Origin of the sequence: Mesorhizobium sp. M0816 (assembly GCF_040320005.1) — a bacterium.
Classification (GTDB): domain Bacteria; phylum Pseudomonadota; class Alphaproteobacteria; order Rhizobiales; family Rhizobiaceae; genus Mesorhizobium.
This window is the reverse complement of the sequence record NZ_JAMYOT010000043.1, coordinates 1-15,794: the sequence shown is the minus strand read 5'-3', so window position 1 is coordinate 15,794 and position 15,794 is coordinate 1. Positions and strand designations below refer to the sequence as shown.

7 protein-coding genes and 10 pseudogenes are annotated in these 15,794 nt (G+C 60.9%); 10 read left to right on the top strand and 7 right to left on the bottom strand.

Annotated elements, in window-relative coordinates:
- Nucleotides 1-17 precede the first annotated feature (17 nt).
- The 3 genes and pseudogenes from NKI17_RS33510 to NKI17_RS33500 all read left to right on the top strand — a co-directional run.
- A pseudogene (locus tag NKI17_RS33510) lies at nucleotides 18-905 on the top strand (Mu transposase domain-containing protein); the annotation flags it as partial.
- Between the two features lie 11 nt (nucleotides 906-916).
- Entirely contained in the window at nucleotides 917-1,258 is a 342-nt protein-coding gene (locus tag NKI17_RS33505; protein WP_352907501.1) for an ATP-binding protein, read from the top strand.
- Nucleotides 1,206-1,538, top strand: a complete 333-nt coding sequence (locus tag NKI17_RS33500; protein ID WP_352907500.1) for an ATP-binding protein — start codon at nucleotides 1,206-1,208, stop codon at nucleotides 1,536-1,538. Before NKI17_RS33505 ends, NKI17_RS33500 begins: the two co-directional genes overlap by 53 nt.
- A gap of 22 nt (nucleotides 1,539-1,560) precedes the next feature.
- Here NKI17_RS33500 and NKI17_RS33495 read toward each other — a convergent pair whose 3' ends face one another.
- Nucleotides 1,561-3,666 carry a recombinase family protein gene (locus tag NKI17_RS33495; RefSeq protein ID WP_352907499.1) on the bottom strand — a complete coding sequence of 702 codons (2,106 nt, stop codon included), beginning with the start codon at nucleotides 3,664-3,666 and terminating at the stop codon, nucleotides 1,561-1,563.
- Between the two features lie 502 nt (nucleotides 3,667-4,168).
- Here NKI17_RS33495 and NKI17_RS33490 point away from each other — a divergent pair.
- Both NKI17_RS33490 and NKI17_RS33485 read left to right on the top strand, forming a co-directional pair.
- Nucleotides 4,169-4,282, top strand: a pseudogene (locus NKI17_RS33490) (ATP-binding protein); the annotation flags it as partial.
- A gap of 119 nt (nucleotides 4,283-4,401) precedes the next feature.
- Nucleotides 4,402-4,627, top strand: a pseudogene (locus tag NKI17_RS33485) (fumarate hydratase C-terminal domain-containing protein); the annotation flags it as partial.
- Nucleotides 4,628-5,283: 656 nt separating this feature from the next.
- Here NKI17_RS33485 and NKI17_RS33480 read toward each other — a convergent pair.
- Entirely contained in the window at nucleotides 5,284-5,571 is a 288-nt protein-coding gene (locus NKI17_RS33480; RefSeq protein WP_352907497.1) for a site-specific integrase, read from the bottom strand.
- A 361-nt stretch (nucleotides 5,572-5,932) separates the two neighbouring features.
- On the opposite strand from NKI17_RS33480, the pseudogene NKI17_RS33475 reads away from it, so the two are divergent.
- Both NKI17_RS33475 and NKI17_RS33470 read left to right on the top strand, forming a co-directional pair.
- Nucleotides 5,933-6,073: pseudogene (locus tag NKI17_RS33475) on the top strand (transposase); the annotation flags it as partial.
- 183 nt (nucleotides 6,074-6,256) lie between these two features.
- Entirely contained in the window at nucleotides 6,257-6,403 is a 147-nt protein-coding gene (locus NKI17_RS33470) for a hypothetical protein (protein WP_352907496.1), read from the top strand.
- 380 nt (nucleotides 6,404-6,783) lie between these two features.
- Here the strand turns inward: NKI17_RS33470 and NKI17_RS33465 are convergent, their stop codons facing one another.
- Nucleotides 6,784-8,157, bottom strand: a complete 1,374-nt coding sequence (locus tag NKI17_RS33465) for an IS30 family transposase (RefSeq protein WP_352907494.1) — start codon at nucleotides 8,155-8,157, stop codon at nucleotides 6,784-6,786.
- Between the two features lie 449 nt (nucleotides 8,158-8,606).
- Between NKI17_RS33465 and NKI17_RS33460 the strand changes: the two are divergent.
- Nucleotides 8,607-9,999 (top strand): annotated as a pseudogene (locus tag NKI17_RS33460) (ISL3 family transposase).
- A 212-nt stretch (nucleotides 10,000-10,211) separates the two neighbouring features.
- Nucleotides 10,212-11,105 carry a TauD/TfdA dioxygenase family protein gene (locus NKI17_RS33455; RefSeq protein WP_352907514.1) on the top strand — a complete coding sequence of 298 codons (894 nt, stop codon included), beginning with the start codon at nucleotides 10,212-10,214 and terminating at the stop codon, nucleotides 11,103-11,105.
- Between the two features lie 167 nt (nucleotides 11,106-11,272).
- Here the strand turns inward: NKI17_RS33455 and NKI17_RS33450 are convergent.
- Nucleotides 11,273-11,563 (bottom strand): annotated as a pseudogene (locus NKI17_RS33450) (integrase core domain-containing protein); the annotation flags it as partial.
- Between the two features lie 245 nt (nucleotides 11,564-11,808).
- On the opposite strand from NKI17_RS33450, the pseudogene NKI17_RS33445 reads away from it, so the two are divergent.
- Nucleotides 11,809-13,031 (top strand): annotated as a pseudogene (locus NKI17_RS33445) (IS110 family RNA-guided transposase).
- Nucleotides 13,032-13,044: 13 nt separating this feature from the next.
- On the opposite strand, the pseudogene NKI17_RS33440 reads toward NKI17_RS33445, so the two are convergent.
- The 3 pseudogenes from NKI17_RS33440 to NKI17_RS33425 form a co-directional block, all read right to left on the bottom strand.
- Nucleotides 13,045-13,953, bottom strand: a pseudogene (locus NKI17_RS33440) (IS3 family transposase); the annotation flags it as partial.
- A 42-nt stretch (nucleotides 13,954-13,995) separates the two neighbouring features.
- A pseudogene (locus NKI17_RS33435) lies at nucleotides 13,996-14,508 on the bottom strand (IS5 family transposase); the annotation flags it as partial.
- 407 nt (nucleotides 14,509-14,915) lie between these two features.
- Nucleotides 14,916-15,576 (bottom strand): annotated as a pseudogene (locus tag NKI17_RS33425) (transposase); the annotation flags it as partial.
- Nucleotides 15,577-15,794 lie beyond the last annotated feature (218 nt).

The window sequence follows — 15,794 nt, the reverse complement described above, 5'->3', positions numbered from 1 at the left end:
CTCAATTCGGCCGACACATCATCAAGGCCTGCCGCTACGACCCGCAGGTAAACCGCACCTATGCCGGCATGGCCGAGCATTATGGCAGTTCGGTGCTGCCGACCCGGCCCGGCGGCCACGCGACAAAGCCAAGGTCGAGGCGGCGGTGCGGATTGTTCGAGCGCTGGCTTCTCGGCCGCCTGCGCCATCGTGTCTTTTACAGCCTGGCCGAGGTCAACGCGGCGATCGGCGAGTTGCTTGCCGATCTGAACGATCGCCGCGTGCTACGCCGTGTCGGCTGCACGCCGCGACAACTGTTCGACGAGATCGACCGGCCCGCACTCAAGCCGCTGCCGGCTGAACGTTAGGTCTTGCTGAATGGCACATTCGGGCGCGCCGGCCTCGACTACCATGTCGAGATCGACCGGCACTATTACTCGGTGCCATACCGCTTTGCGCGGGAGCAGGTCGAGGCGCGCATCACGGCGACCATCATCGAGCTGTTCCGCAAGGGCGAGAGGATCGCCGCCCATCTGCGCTCCAGCGGCAATGGACGGCACACGACCGTGTCGGATCACATGACTTCATCGCACCGCCGTTTTGCCGACTGGACGATCGAGAGGATCACCCCGGGAAGCTTCCGCGATCGGCCCCGATGCGGCCTTGCTGTGCCAGAAGATACTGGCGGATCGGCCGCATCCCGAACAAGGCTTCCGCGCCTGTCTTGGCGTCATCCGGCTCGTCAAGGGCTTCGGCCGCGAGCGCGTCAACGCCGCCTGCGGCCGGGCGCTGGAGATCAACGCCCGGACCTATGGCTCAGTCCGCTCAATCCTCGACAATCACCTCGACCGGGCATCGTCGCGCCAGGCGACGGCTCGCGAGCCCATGACCACCCCAATATCCGCGGTTCCCGCTATTACCACTGAAGGAGAATGACATGCTTGCACATCCCACCCTCGACCGGCTCAACGCCATGGGCCTGACCGGAATGGCCAAGGCGTTCAATGAACTGGCCGCCAATGCCGAGGCCGAACAGCTATCGCATGCGCGAATGGCTGACGCTGTTGCTCGACCGGGAATGGAGCTGCCGCTACGATCGCAAACTCGGCGCCCGCCTGCGCTTTGCCAAGCTGCGCCATCAGGCCGCCCATGGGATGTGAACTATCGTGGCGATCGCGGCCTCGATCGAGCCTTGTTCCTCAAGCTCATCGCGGGCGACTGGATCGATGCCCACGACAATCTGGCCATCTGCGGCCCATCAGGGGTCGGCAAGAGTTGATTGGCCTGCGCGCTCGGGCATAAGGCCTGCCGGGACGACCGGTCCGTACTATCAGCGTGTCCCACGCCTGTTCGCCAACCTGGCGCTCGCAAGAGGCGATGGTCGCTACGCACGCCTGCAACGCACGCTCGCCCGCGTCCAATTGATGATCCTTGATGATTCGGGCCTTGAACCACTCGACGATCAGACCCGGCACGATCTCTTCGAAATCCTCGCGGATCGCTACGGCCGCCGCTCCACCAACCATCACCAGCCAACTGCCCGTGTCAGCATGGCATGACGTCATCGGAAACGCGAATGCTTCATGATGCACCTTTCCTTGATCGCCTGGTCCGTTGCAGTCGGCGTTGAAGTTGATCGATCTGGTCGCTGGAAAGGCTGATCTGCCAAGGCTGGCCTTTCGTGCTTTGCCGACCGTGGACAAGGCCCTGGGCGAGGTAGTCGAAGATGGTTTGAGCCGTCACGCCGATTGCGGCGGCTGCGCCCTGTACAGAGTAGGTTCCATCAGGCCAGCGCGGCGGATTGGCTGCGACGCCGTTGATCTTGGCTGTGGGGATTCCCCAACGGTGGCGTAAGAGCCAAATGTTTTCATAGCTGAACAGCTTGCCTCGCGCCGAGCGGACGCCCTCGTCATTCAATATTTTGGCGATTTGCCTGTCCATATCGCCCGCAGCATTGAGTTGCGTGATCCGCTCACGCACAAGCTCGAGTTCGCCATAGTCTCGATCGTAAGATTGAACTCGGCGTTGGATTTGATGTTCACTGGTTGCGCCGGTCTGCCAGAGAATCCTGATGACGACCTGGCCGCGTATCTTTTTCTGGTCGAGAACCACCTCCTGCATGATGAAGCGCAGGATACGTTTGCGGTCTTCTGGCTGGGTGGTTTCCGAGTGCCAGATGGCCGGCAAATTCTCGGCGAGTTCCTGAAGCGCTGCGTGATCCGCCGCCTGTAAGACCAAGGGTTCTCGGTCGCTCCACCGGCGATATTCCTGCTCGATCTCATCGACCACCCGCAGCTTGTCTTCCCATGCCTTTTCCAGGGTTCTGGCCACGAGACGATTTTCCGGTTCCACGGCGTCGTATTGTCGCCGAGCCCGCTGGGCGTCATAGCGCGAGCGTTCCCGCCGTAGCGCCCATTGTTTCTCGAGGCTTCGTGTTTCCTCCGCAATCTCGTCGAGCGCAGCGATGGCGATGGCGATTTGGTCAGGTTCCAACGCCTTCAGGAGGGTTTGGGCGACCAACTCATCGACTGCGGGCGCCCGAACCTCCTGACAGAGAGAGCTGCCGGTCTGGTTGCGGTCCGCCAGGCAGCAGTAAACGGGGCATGCACTGTCGGGGCCGCTGTAGCGCACGGTCATGCGCCGTCCGCATTGGCCGCAGACCGCCAAGCCCTGCAGCAAAGCAATGCCCTTGCGCGCCGCGCCGCGGTGGCCGGCCTCGTATCGATTGGTGTTGTCGGCGAGGCGTCTCTGATTGGCCATGAACTCCTCCCAGTTAATATAACCAGGGTGTGCGTCTCTGATGCAAATCTCCCAGTCGTCAATGGCCACCTTCGAGGTTGCGCGGTGCGAACCTGGACCTTGGCGGACCGCATTTATTCGGCGCCGGCCGTAGACATATGCGCCGGCATAGGCCGGGTTGTGCAAAATATGATGGACATGGGCGATGGTGGCGTCTCGCCACACCAACTCGTGGGGCGACGGCCCGCGAAGCGGCCGCACCGGTACGCGCAGGTCATGCGTGCGCAGGTAACGCATAACGCGTCGCGCGGTCTGAAGCTCTCTAAATTTGTCGAAGATCAGACGCAGCCGAGCCTGAACCTCTTCATCAGGGTTGAACACGATCTGGCCGGAGCGGTTGTAGGTCAAGCCACCTGGCAGCGGTATGCGAAGCTCGCCTCGCGCAGCCTTCTGCCGCTCCCCTTGATGCAGGCGGATGCGGATCTGGTGCAACTCCGCTTCGCTCATGATCCCCGAGAGCCCTAACAGCAGCCGGTCGTGATAAGCGCAGGGGTCGTATAGACGTTCACCATCGGCGATGACAACGCCGAACAATGAGCACAACTCGAGGAGTTGATGCCAGTCCCGGTTGTTGCGCGCCAATCGAGATGCATCGAGGCTGACCACCAGACCCGCGTTGCCGAGCCCGATCTCGGCGATGAGCCGTTGGAAGCCGCCGCGCTCGACTTGGCCGTTTCCTGATTTTCCAAGATCCTCGTCGATGACGACGACACGATCCGGCGGCCAGCCCAATCTGACGGCGCGGTCCACCAAACTGTACTGAAGTTCGGTGCTTTCCTGGTGGTGGCGCACCTGGTTTATTGAGGATTGGCGCACATACACGTAAGCGAACTTTGAACGTCGGACGGCCGTGAGCCGCTCGTCAGGACTGCTCGGAATAGCCAACATCAAACCGCTCCCTCGCCGCTGGCGCGTTCGGCGGCATCCGGCGGATCAGAGTCGCGAGCATCTGCGCGACTTGGTGCTGAGATACCGGTGGGAGATTGTTCCAAAGGCTGGGCGTATCTGGCTTGATCCTTACCAGTGGAACACTGGTCTCCGGTAGAGACACCGCAATCCGATGCGCCACAGCATGAGCAACCATCGCAACTCGCCATTGAGTTACTAAAGGTGATTCGCGCATAATACACTAAAGGAAGCAAAGTCCGAACGGATATTAACCTTCTCGCTGCGCTACGATGTTCACGATCATCATCGCTGGCAGGCGACAAGTCCGTCACTGACCGGCGGATATTGCGCGATCGTCCATCCGGAAGGCGGATGACAATAAAGGTAGGTCCGCGCCCCGACCGAAGTGATGCCACCTCAAAGCGCTGTCCACAGAGCGCATGTCGACGGTCAACTACCGTGACATGAGACACCAACCGATCAACAACAGGGGTATCCTGCGTTGCTTGGGGATCCGACTTATGCCGACGCCATCCTGGATCGCCTCGTTCACAACGCTCATGGCATCGATCTGACGGGCGAAAGCCTGCGGCGAAAACAGCCGCAAAAAGCTTGACACCTGACGCATACAAAATGACAACAATCAACGCCAGCAGAGCCCTAGCCCCAGGGGGCGAGATCATCTCGGAATCCGGGGGCGCAATCATATCGGAACAAAGGGGCGGCTTCGCCGGAATTGGCAGTGGTGGCGCTGCGTACCTGATTTCCAAGCCCATCAAGGCGGCGCGGATCGTTGCCTTTAAAGACCTGGGCATTGGAAGCCATCTATGAATTCGAGGTGCAGGACATGCCGGTCATCATGGCTGTCGATGTTGAGGGAAACTCCATTCACAATTCCGGGCCCCTTGAGTGGCGTAAGCGCATGGCTGCCGACAGCATCGCACGCAACATCGGCGTTTGAGTCTTCCGGCTGGGCGATCCGGCTAGGCTCAATGTCGCGACATCGGGCCGGGCTGGACTCTGGGCCGTAGCGGCAACACGGGCGGCATTTGCGGTGCCTAGGCTCCTCGGCGTATCAAAGAAGAAAGGCCTTCAATTCATCTCGAAGCCAAATGCGCCGATGTAAACACTGCATCGACCATGCCGTCCACGCGATCGAGGCTGGGAACTGTCGAGGGTGCCAATCAGGTAAAGTAGCGGAGATTCAAAAAATGCGGTGTCTATTTCGACGAGGTCTCTGCCGAAAGGCGACTAAACCTCTCCAGTGCGTCATCGCCCCGTTAGGTGGCGGGGCGATAGCCAACTGCTTCTAAGAAGGCGGAATCGCTCATCTGGGGAAAGCTCTGCGCTCCAAGGTCTCGGTTCGGACGTCATAGACGGCGATATGCTCGTAAAACCGGCGGAGCACGCCGTGGCGAGTGGCGCGGCTGTTAGCGGCGCCGCTGAACGACGCGAGATCCTGGTCATTGTGGCCCGCAAACGTGCAGAGGGGCTGGCGCATGGGTGCGCGACACGATGGGCGCCGATCCGTTCTTATGTGACGGGCGAGATTATGTGGCGGAGCTGGGCACACGCCCGCTAGGCCTGCCAACTTTGGAATCCTCCGCCACATAATAATCAGATGCAGTTCAGCAGCTGCAGAACGGCATCGTTTGGTCGGAACCGTACGTCGAGATCGCCCGCGACGCCGGCCTTATCGAGTCCTTTATGCATCTCGACATCCGCAGTGGCATAGCGATGTGTCGTGGCGACCTGTGCGTGCCCGAGCCAGGCTTGGATCGTCAAAAGGTCCACACCGGACTGGAGGAGCTCATGGCCAGGGAGTGCCGGAAGATGTGGCGACGATATGGGCTTGTCGGCCAAGGCCGGGCTGATGGTCACGGCCTGGGCGGCCGCACGCCGCACGTATGGGTTGCTCCGAAGCGCTTCAGGCGCTCGTTGCGGGCGCCGACAAATATCAGCTGCGGCTCATGGCAAGCGATTCCCTGTTCGTCCATGAGAGCCGTCAGTGCTCTCGTCAGATCCAATGGGGATGACGCGGTCTGTGCGCCCTTTGCCGCGCAGCAGCACTGGCGGGTGCGATCGCTCCAACTGAAGGTCGTTTGCATCGACGCCAGTGGCTTCGGCGACCCGAGTGTCATCGGCGCCGAACTTTGACCCCTGATTGGAGTGGGCCCTCGGGCCGGACAGGATGCCTTTCGGTAATTGACCGGGCAGCCGGGCTTTCAGAGGATGAAGGCCCACGGCAAAGCACCGAACCCACAGCATCGAGTTCAAGCGGCAGGTTTCGCAGGAGTATTTCGGCGGCGAGACCCTGCATGCCCTGTCGAAGCGCCACGACATCTCACGCAATCTGATCCGGATATGGGTCGAGAAGTTTCAGGCGGGCGCTCTCGATGAGGATGTCGCAGCGGCCGATCTCCTCCAAGCTTATGAGGCGCGCATTGCCGCGCTCGAACGGCTAGTCGGCAAGCAGGCTCTGGAACTGGAGTTTTTAAAGGGGCTCTGCATGCACGACCGCGGCAGAGAAACGAGCCTACATCCGCGACCACTGTCCTATGGTCTCTCCGTCGCCGAAGGATGCCGGCTGATGGGACTCTCGCGCACGACCTTCTATGACCAGCCGCGCAGCGCGGCAGACGACACCGCAATCGTCGAAGCGATCGCAGGCATCTGCGACGAGTTCAAGCCTATGGCTGGCGTCGTGTCCGTGCCGCTCTTCGGCACAAAGGCATGATCGTCAATCACAAAAGATCCGCCGCCTGATGCGCGAGCATGACCTTCAGCCGAGAATGCGCCGTCGATTCACGGTGACCACCAGCCGATCTTCCCGAATCTCGCCCGGGACATCATCTCCGATGGACCCGATCAGCTCTGGGTAGCGGACATCACATACGTCACCGTCGTTGGCGGCTTTGCCTATGTTGCCGTTGTCCTGGATGCCTGGTCGCGGCGGGTGCGGATACGCCATCAGCCGCTCGATCGACGCACGGCTGACGCTGGCGGCTTTGACCGCCGCAGTCGAAGGACGCAAACCGCCACCCGGCTGCGTGCATCATTCTGATCGCGGGTCACAAGGCGGATTCAAGCGGTCGTCGCAACACCGATTGTGTTCACTCATGGCAGCAACTCGTCAAGCGCCTCTGCCGGTGTTTTCCAACCCAGGGTCTTTCTCGGCCGGGCATTGAGGGCCGCTGCCACGGCGGCGATCTCGTCGGCGCTATGGATGCTCAGGTCGGTGCCTTTCGGGAAGTACTGACGCAGCAGCCCATTGGTGTTCTCGTTGGTGCCGCGCTGCCAGGGGCTTTGCGGATCGCAGAAGTAGACCTGGACACCCGCATCGATCGTGAGACGATCGTGCTGGGCCATTTCGGCTCCCTGATCCCAGGTCAGCGAACGGCGTAGCTCTTCGGGCAAGGTGATGATGGTGCGCGTAATCGCGTCACGCACGGCCTCAGCTCCATGTCCCGCGAGCGCAGGCCCGTTCTTCATGCGCGGAGCTTCGCCATGCCCTGCGAGCCGGGGAAGATGCAGTAGCATCGTGAAGCGCGTCGTGCGCTCGACCAGCGTGCCGATAGCCGAGCTGCCAAGACCAAGGATGAGGTCTCCCTCCCAGTGACCCGGCACCGCGCGATCGGCCGCTTCGGCGGGACGCTGACTGATCATGATCTCCGGTGAGACAAAGCCCTTGCCTCGCCTACGTACGCGCGCCCTGGGGACCCGTAATACACGTCCTGTTCGCAAGCAGGCCGTCAGCTCCCGGCGCAGCACTCCGCGGCCCTGAACGAAGAGGGCCTGATAGAGGGCTTCGTGGCTGATGCGCATCGTCTTGTCGTCCGGGAAGTCGATCGGCAAGCGTCGGGCAATCTGCTCCGGACTCCAGGCCCTGGCCCATCGCCGATCCTTTCGCGGGCCATGTCGGCGGCCCTTCCACGGAACGGTGGGACCATGAACGGGAGCGCCGCTCGGGGACACGACAACGCCAGCAAGTCTCTCCTCCACATAAGTGCGCAAGCTTGCGTTGAACGCAAGCTTGGTCGGCTTGGGACGACGGGCCGATCCATCCGCATGCCACTGGGCAGTCGTCGCGCGATATTCCAACCCGCCGCTGCGGGTGGCCGCGTTGCGCCGCAGTTCACGGGAGATTGTCGAGGCGGACCGACCGAGCCGGCGCCCAATATCCTGCATGGAATGGCCCTGCACCCTGAGAAGTGCGATCTCCTCGCGCTCCACCAAGGACAGGTACCGCCCGGAGAGCGGCTTCGCCGAAGATCTGAACATCGCTGGTGGCATACCGCCCGCCTTTCGGAACCATCTGGTTCCTACAGGCTGCGACACTCCGGCTTCGAGCGCAGCATCTTCGCTGCTCAGCCCCGCGGCGATCGCCCTCCAGTATCCAATCTGTCCATCGCGCCCCGCCACAGGCGGCCGCCCTGGTGAAGGTAATGGCGCTCGTCCCGACCGTGCCGATCGCCGCTTTCGAATGCTCATCGCAACCTCCAACTTCAGAGTGTTGCGACGACCGCTTGAATCCGCCCAATATGCCGCGACAGCCTATCCCGATCACCTTGCCGCCCACGGCCTGGTCGGTTCATGGGCCGGCGCGGCAGTCCCTACGACAACGCAGGCGGAAAGCTTCATGAAGACGCTCAAAGTCGAGGCCGTCTATCCGATGCCTTCGAGACGTTCGCCGATGTCATCGAACACCTTCCGCATTTCCTCGAGGAGGTCTACAACCGCCGACGGCTTCACTCAGCACTCGGCTATCTCAGTCCATTGCATTTCGAGGATCGACACACCCGGCAAACGGTCAAATCAGCGGCCTGACTCTGTCCGGCCCGAGAGGCCCACTCCAGATCTGGCGTCCAATGTTGGGTCTGACTCACATTTGACGATTTTGCATGGCGGCGTGGTGCTGTTTTCTGACGGGAATCAGCACCATAGTGAGAAATTTGCGTTTGTGGTCCTTGATCCCGGCGGGATTGGTTGTCGAGGCCATCGCTGAGAACGAAGGAGTGATCGTCATTACCGCGCGGTCAGGGACGCTGGCGCGGCCTTGCCCTCTTTGCCGCAGAGTGTCGAGCCGGGTCCACAGCCGCTATGTTCGACGCGTGTCCGATCTTCCCTGTAGTGGAGCGAAGGTAGAGCTCCGCCTTGTCGCGCGGCGCTTCGTCTGCGATGCAACATTGTGCCGTCGAAGAATCTTCGCCGAGCGCTTTGACGACAGTGTTGTCACCGATCGATCGCGCCGGACCTCGCGATTGGAGTGTATCGTTCATCATCTTACTGGCGCTCGGCGGCCGGCCAACGGCTAGTTTCGCAAAGCGGCTGATGGTTCCGGTCAGCAATGACACATTGCTGCGGGTGGTGCGGCGACGGGCCTGTTTACGAACAGACCTTTCAAGATTGTCGGCATCGACGCCTGGGCCTATCGCCGTAACCATCGCTACGGCACGATCGTCTGCGATCTGGAGCGACGGCGGATTGGGACGTTGTTGCCGGACCGTGAGCTTGCCACCGTCGAGGCTTGGCTTGCCGATCACCCTGAGATCGAAACCGTCTCGCGCGACCGCGGCGGTTACGGCGAAGCCACCGCCAAGGCATTACCGAATGCGGCTCAGGTCGCCGACCGCTGGCATCTCTTGGAGAATGCGAGCGCGGCTTTCCTCGACGCCGTTCGCAAGTCGTGCGGATAATCCGAACTGCGATCGGCGCTACGACGATCGATCCCGACTTGCTCACCTACGTGTAGAAGCTGCAATTCGAAGCTATCTGCGGCGGAAAGACAAACGCGGCAATCATGAAAGTTGCCGGCGAAGGCATCCCCATCAAGGAGATCGTGCGCCGCACCGGTCACAGTCGCAAATTCATACGCGAGTGATCCGTGGCCAGCGAACCTATATTTTTCCGGGTCCAAGAGAGTTCGCTCGAGGCATGGTTGCCGTTCCTGGATGGGCAATGGATATCGGACCGGCTGATGACGACGGCCCGTTATCATCTGAGCAAAGCCGACACGGTCATGATCGCCGCCATCGAGGCGGGGGTGCCCCTGCTGGTGCAAGCACGCAACCTGATCGCCGGTTTTCCATTCCATGATCCGCAAGAAGCTTGCCGATGATCTCGAGCCGTTGATCGCCGACGCCGGCAAAAGCCTCATCGCGTCCTTCGTCAAGGGCATCATTCGCGACCATGCCGCCGTCCGCGCCGCGATCACCGAACCATGTCCAACGGTCAAACAGAGGGACAGATCACCAAGCTCAAGCTTGTGAATGGCAGATGTATGGACGCGGAAAGCTCGACCTCCTACAAGCCAGGCTAATCGGTGCCGTATGATCCCGAACTTCGTCGAGAGTGCGTCAGACCAAAATAGCACGCCGAAACACATCAATCTGAACGTCCGGCGCTCTAGACCGTCGCTCCGATCGCACTCGGGTACGATCAACCTACTAGAAATGGGAGGTGAGATGCATATGGGAGTCATAGTACCAATATCCACTAGCGGACAGAAGAAAGCAGCATTTTTATTTAACATGGAGAAGATCACGATGAATAAAATGCATTTAAACGACAGTGTCATTCCACATACCGATGTTGCAAAATGCACACCGCGCATTGGTGCTGAAATTGCGAACATCAGGTTGTCGGCTGATCTACCGGATCAGACAATCGCTGCGATAAATCGTCTGGTACTTGAGCATAAGGTCATCTTCTTCCGTGACCAAAGTCATCTCGACGACGCCGAGCAGGAGCGCTTTGCTCTTCGCTTCGGGAAGCTTTCGATATACCCCGAGGGAACGACGCCCATCTTCGATATGGATTCCGCAGTCAGAGATATTCAGGCTGACGTTTGGCATATCGATTGGTCCTGCATGGATGCGTACCCGAAGATTGCAGTACTGCGAGGCGTTTTGATCCCACCTATCGGCGGCGACACGATGTGGTCAAACACTGCGGCCGCATATCTCGATTTGCCTCTGCCGCTGCAACGGCTAGCCGACGACCTCTGGGCTGTTCACAGCTTTCCCGGAGCCTATAAGAGGCCTTCTGCTACAGCCCTTATCGGACCGAGGATCGAGACCGAGCACCCTGTCGTACGCGTCCACCCCGAGACCGGCGAGCGTACCCTGGTGCTCGGCTCGTATGTAGCAGGTTTCGTTGGCGTCCCAAAACATAACGGCCAGAGGCTACTCGATCTATTTGAGTCTCATATCACCGCCCAGGAAAACACCGTGCGCTGGAAGTGGAGGCAGGGTGATGTTGCTATCTGGGACAACCGAGCCACGATGCATTGTGCGACCAAGGATTACGGCGACCAGCGCCGCGTCGTTCGTCGCGCGACCATTGAGGGCGAGGTGCCCGTCAGTGTCGACGGCCGGCACAGCGTTGCGCGTTTCAAATTTGTCGGGCGAAATGACAAACTGACCTCTTACGAACGCTAGACTTAGTTTAGCTGAACCTGGCTATTCACAAGCCATTCTAAGGAGCGTGTTGGGTTTGAATTCAGCTACGCTCTCCGATGTTCCAGAAGAAGGTCCATCATTATTCCAGCGCCAAATTAGTTATCGAGACCAAGTAACCAGAATGGCCGTGACGTTGCCCCCAGTTTCTATCCAGTTTTGAGTTCGTTTCCGGCGTGGGTTGTGCCCTGCTGGGCGGGTGAAGCGGCGGGCGCTGGCGCGGAGCCTTTGGCATCGCGCAGCGCGAGCGACCGTCGCAGATTGAAGGTGGTGGCGAACTCGGCCGGTGTCTGCCAGGCGATTTGGGAATGCGGCCGGGCGGTGTTGTAGTCGGCGCGCCACAGGGCGATGGCGACGCGTGCCTGAGCCAGCGAAGTAAACAGCGTCTCGTTGAGCAGTTCATCGCGCAGTCGGCCGTTGAAGCTCTCGATGAAGCCATTATCCGGCATGATGTTCTTGGTGCCATCGTTTGTTCGGTACGTCAGGTTCGTTAAGCTTGGCGCATCCGGGCCACGGGGCACCGGGAGCACGCAAGTGCGGGCAGGCCGTCGTATGCAGATGAACTGCGAGTTCGAGCACATTATCTGGCCGCCCCTACGACTCGCCCGGATGCGCTGCGAGCGCGGATCCGTATTTGTCGTGTTGCCCGCTCGCTCCCTGTTCGTGACCAACGATGGAGGGAACCGTGCGTATTATCGGCATGGACATACACCGCGTAGCCGCCGAGGTCGTGTCGTTGCTTGATGGCAAGGTCGTCAAGCTCGGCCGCGTTCAAATGCTGCGCAACAAGCTCGAGGGGTTCGCCAGGAAGGAACTCACCCACGATGATCATGTGGTGATCGAGGCCACGGGCAATGCTGCTGCCGTCGCTGAAGTGCTGTCGCCCTACGTCGATCGGATCGTGATCGCCAATCCCAAGCAGGTGCACATGATCGCGCACGCGAAGGTGAAGACTGACACGATCGACGCCACTGTCCTTGCGAAGCTCTACGCCTCGGGCTTTCTGCCGGAGGTCTGGGTTCCGGATCCGGGGACCCTTGCCCTCCGAAGACAGGTCACCAGGCGGACACAGCTGGTTCGCCAGCGTTCGCGGCTGAAGAACCTGATCCAGTCAATCCTCCACGCCCACCTGATCCCGCCGTGTCCGCATGGGAACCTCGTCGGGATCAGCGGGCGCAAATGGCTGACGAGGCAAATATTGCCTGCGGATGAGCGCGCCGCCATCGAGCGCCACCTCGGCTTGATTAACCAGATCAACGAGGCGTTGACGGTGGTCGAGGCGGATATCGCCGTACATGCCCTTCAGGATCCGACAATCCGCCGCCTGATGACGTTGCCCGGCCTCGACGTCACCGTGGCTGCGAGCGTTGCCGCGGCAATCGGCGACATACGGCGCTTCAGCGATCCACAGAAGCTCGTTGCCTATCTTGGCCTGAATCCCAGCGTGCGGCAGTCCGGTGAGGGGCCAGCCTATCACGGGCGCATCACGAAGCAGGGCCGCGGCCATGCGCGGAGGATGCTGGTCGAGGCGGCATGGGCGGCTGTGCGATCGCCAGGACCTCTTCGCGCCTTCCACAAGCGGATCGCCTCGCGCCGCGGGAAGCACATGCGGCCGTCGCCACTGCACGCAAGCTTGCAATGATCATCTGGCACATGCTGAGCAAGGATACCGGCTACATCTGGGCCCGGCCGGCCTTGCTCGCCCGCAAGTTCAGATCGGTCGAGCTGCGCGCCGGCCTTCCGACCAGCCATGCCAGACGCGGCACCGCCTTCGACTACAACATCCCGGCCAAGCGCGCCGAAGAACGATCCCGCGTCGAGAAGGCGGAAGCTGCCTATGCAGCAGCGACTTCCCGATGGCGAACGAGGCCGGAAAGGCAGAAGGCTGTGGAAAAAGCCGCCGAATGAGAAGAACGGGCTATTCTACAACATCCGTCTGCATCGGCTTGCCGGGCGCAATGTAATTCGACGCGGTTCTGATCCGCCCAGGAGAGGATGGCGTTCGAGGTGAACTCGCTGCCATTGTCGCTGACGATCATTCTCGGCCGGCCGCGCTCGGTGATGAGCCGGTCCAATTCGCGGGCAACCCGCATGCCCGAGAGAGACGTATCAACGATGAGTGCCAGGCACTCTCTCGTGCAGTCGTCGACGACGGCCAGGATGCGGAAGCGGCGCCCGTCTGTGAGCTGATCCGATACGAAGTCGAGCGACCAGCGCTCGTCGGGCCTCAGCGGCACCACCATCGGCGCCCTGGTCCCGATCGCCCGTTTGCGGCCGCCACGGCGGCGAACGGCGAGCTTCTCCTCCCGATAGAGCCGGAACAGCCTCTTGTGGTTCACGACCAGGCCCTCCCGCCTCAGCATCACGAGAAGACGCCGGTAGCCGAACCGGCGACGCTCCTGCGCGATCGCCTTCATCCGCTCGCGAAGCTCGCGGTCGTCCGGCCTGCTGGTCTCGTAGCGAACCGTCATGCGGCAACAGCCGATGGCTTTACACGCCCGCCGTTCGCTCATCCCGAAGCCTTCCTTCAGGCGAGCGACAGCTTTCCGCTTGGCCGCGGGCGTCACCATTTCTTTCCCACAAGATCCTTCAACGCGGCATTGTCGAGCATGGCGTCGGCCAGAAGCCGCTTCAGCCGCGTGTTCTCGTCCTCCAGAGCCTTCAGTCGCCGAGCCTCGCAGACATCCATCCCGCCGAAGCGGGCCTTCCAGTTGTAAATCGAGGCGTCGCTGACCCCGTGCTTGCGGCACAGATCGGCAACCGATACCCCGGCCTCATGTTCCTTCAAAATTCCGATGATCTGCTCTTCAGAGAAGCGGCTACGTTTCATGTCCTGGTCCTCTCGATGGGCCAGAACGAACTTCAAACCGGATTAGATCAGAGGGGCAAGGTCAAAGTATCTCGTTGCGATCCGGCGGAAATCCGTGAGGCGGCAGAACATGCGCTCGATTGCGTTCCGGTCGAGGAAAGGTGAGAAGCAATTTTTCCAGATGCGATTGGCCTTGGGCGGGATGTTGGCGAAGGCTCCCCGTTCACTGATCTGGCGGCGGATGGCGTTGCTATCGTAGCCCTTGTCGGCATTGACGGGACCGGTTTCTGGCATCTGTCCGAGAAGCACCTCGCCCGCCTTGCAGTCCGCGACCTGGCCGCCGGTGAGCATAAAGGCGACGGGCCGCCACAGGCCGTCGGTCAGGGCATGGATCTTCGTGGTGCGTCCGCCGCGTGATTGGCCGATGGCCTGATTGTGCTCCCCCCTTTACCCCCCGGCCGCGCAACGATGCGCCCGCACGGCCGAGGAATCGATGAGAAGCTGGGCCGGTGGTCCATCCGCACCGGCAAGTGCATGGAAGATATCGCTCCATAGAGAGCAGCGATACGCCCATCGGAACGAGCTGAGTCACGTTTGGAAATTGTTTGCTCACCTCATCATCGTCTGGCGGCTGGTATCCGCCTTCCTTGCGACGACCGAAATGCCCAGGCCAGCTTGCTTGGTCGCAAAGGCGACGCTGTCCGGCACGTGGGCCCTGGCCATACGGTTCGGATCAGTCCAGGCTTTCGGCAGATAGAGTGCCCGACCGATGAAGGCCGCAACTGTAATGCTTGTGTAATGGGCCTTCGATCGTCAAGTCCCCTCTGAACGATATCTCATCATCAGGATCATGCTTCTGTCCGTGGTCAGCGCGAAGGCCGCACACCGTGCCATCAGATCCAGAACTGACAGGTCAATCTAGGAAGCGTGGTTTGCGGAAGCATTCACAACTACACACGACCTTGCCAAGCCCTCGTCCCGGCGACGTCGTCGACGATGTTGAGCACACGGAACCGCCGGCCGCGGCGAACTGGTCATGGACGAAATCCAGCGACCAGCGCGCATTCGGCTTTGCCTCGACCAGGATCGGCGCGAGCTGACGGAACATCGCCCAGCGCGGCAAGCCAGGCACGCGCCGTCAGACCTTCCTCGCGAGACCCCCAGATGCCTCGCCCTAGCGCCTGAGCAGGATGAACAGCCACCGGCAGCAGAAGCATCGGCGCTCGTTCGCGAGGTCACGCAGCTCCGTCTCTCGAGGTCGGCGAGACTGGTAGCGGATCATCTTGCGATCGGCACAGACGGAAGGAACAGGCCCGACGCTCCGATAGGCCCATGACGGCCTGCAGATGCGCGACGGCTTCGCGCTTGGCGGCGGCCCTACCATTTTTTTGACAAAAGCTCGCGCAATGCCGAGGCTTCGAGCATCTGGTCGGCGAGCAACTTCTTCAGCTTGGCGTTCTCATCTTCCAGAGCCTTCAGCCGCTTGGCGTCAGAGACGTCCATCCCGCCTTACTTGGCCTTGTATTTGTAGAAGGTCGCTTCTGAGATCCCATGCTTGCGGCAGACATCGGCGACCTTCATTCCCGCCTCCTGCTCCTTCAAAATCGCGATGACTTGTTCTTCCGTGAACCGTGAACGCTTCATCCGCCCGTCTCCTTGATCGGGACGGACTCTACCAAAAACTGGAGGAGCTTCAGGGTCTCAGGTCACGAGATCCATGAAAGTGACCTGCCACCGAATTTTCATCCAGCGGCAATTAGAGCCTCGGCGGGTTGTACGCCGTATGGCGCGGGTTGAGCAACGGGCGATCGGCGGAGCTGGTCGGGGTTGTGCAGCTGATCGCCCGTTGCGGTGAGATTGGC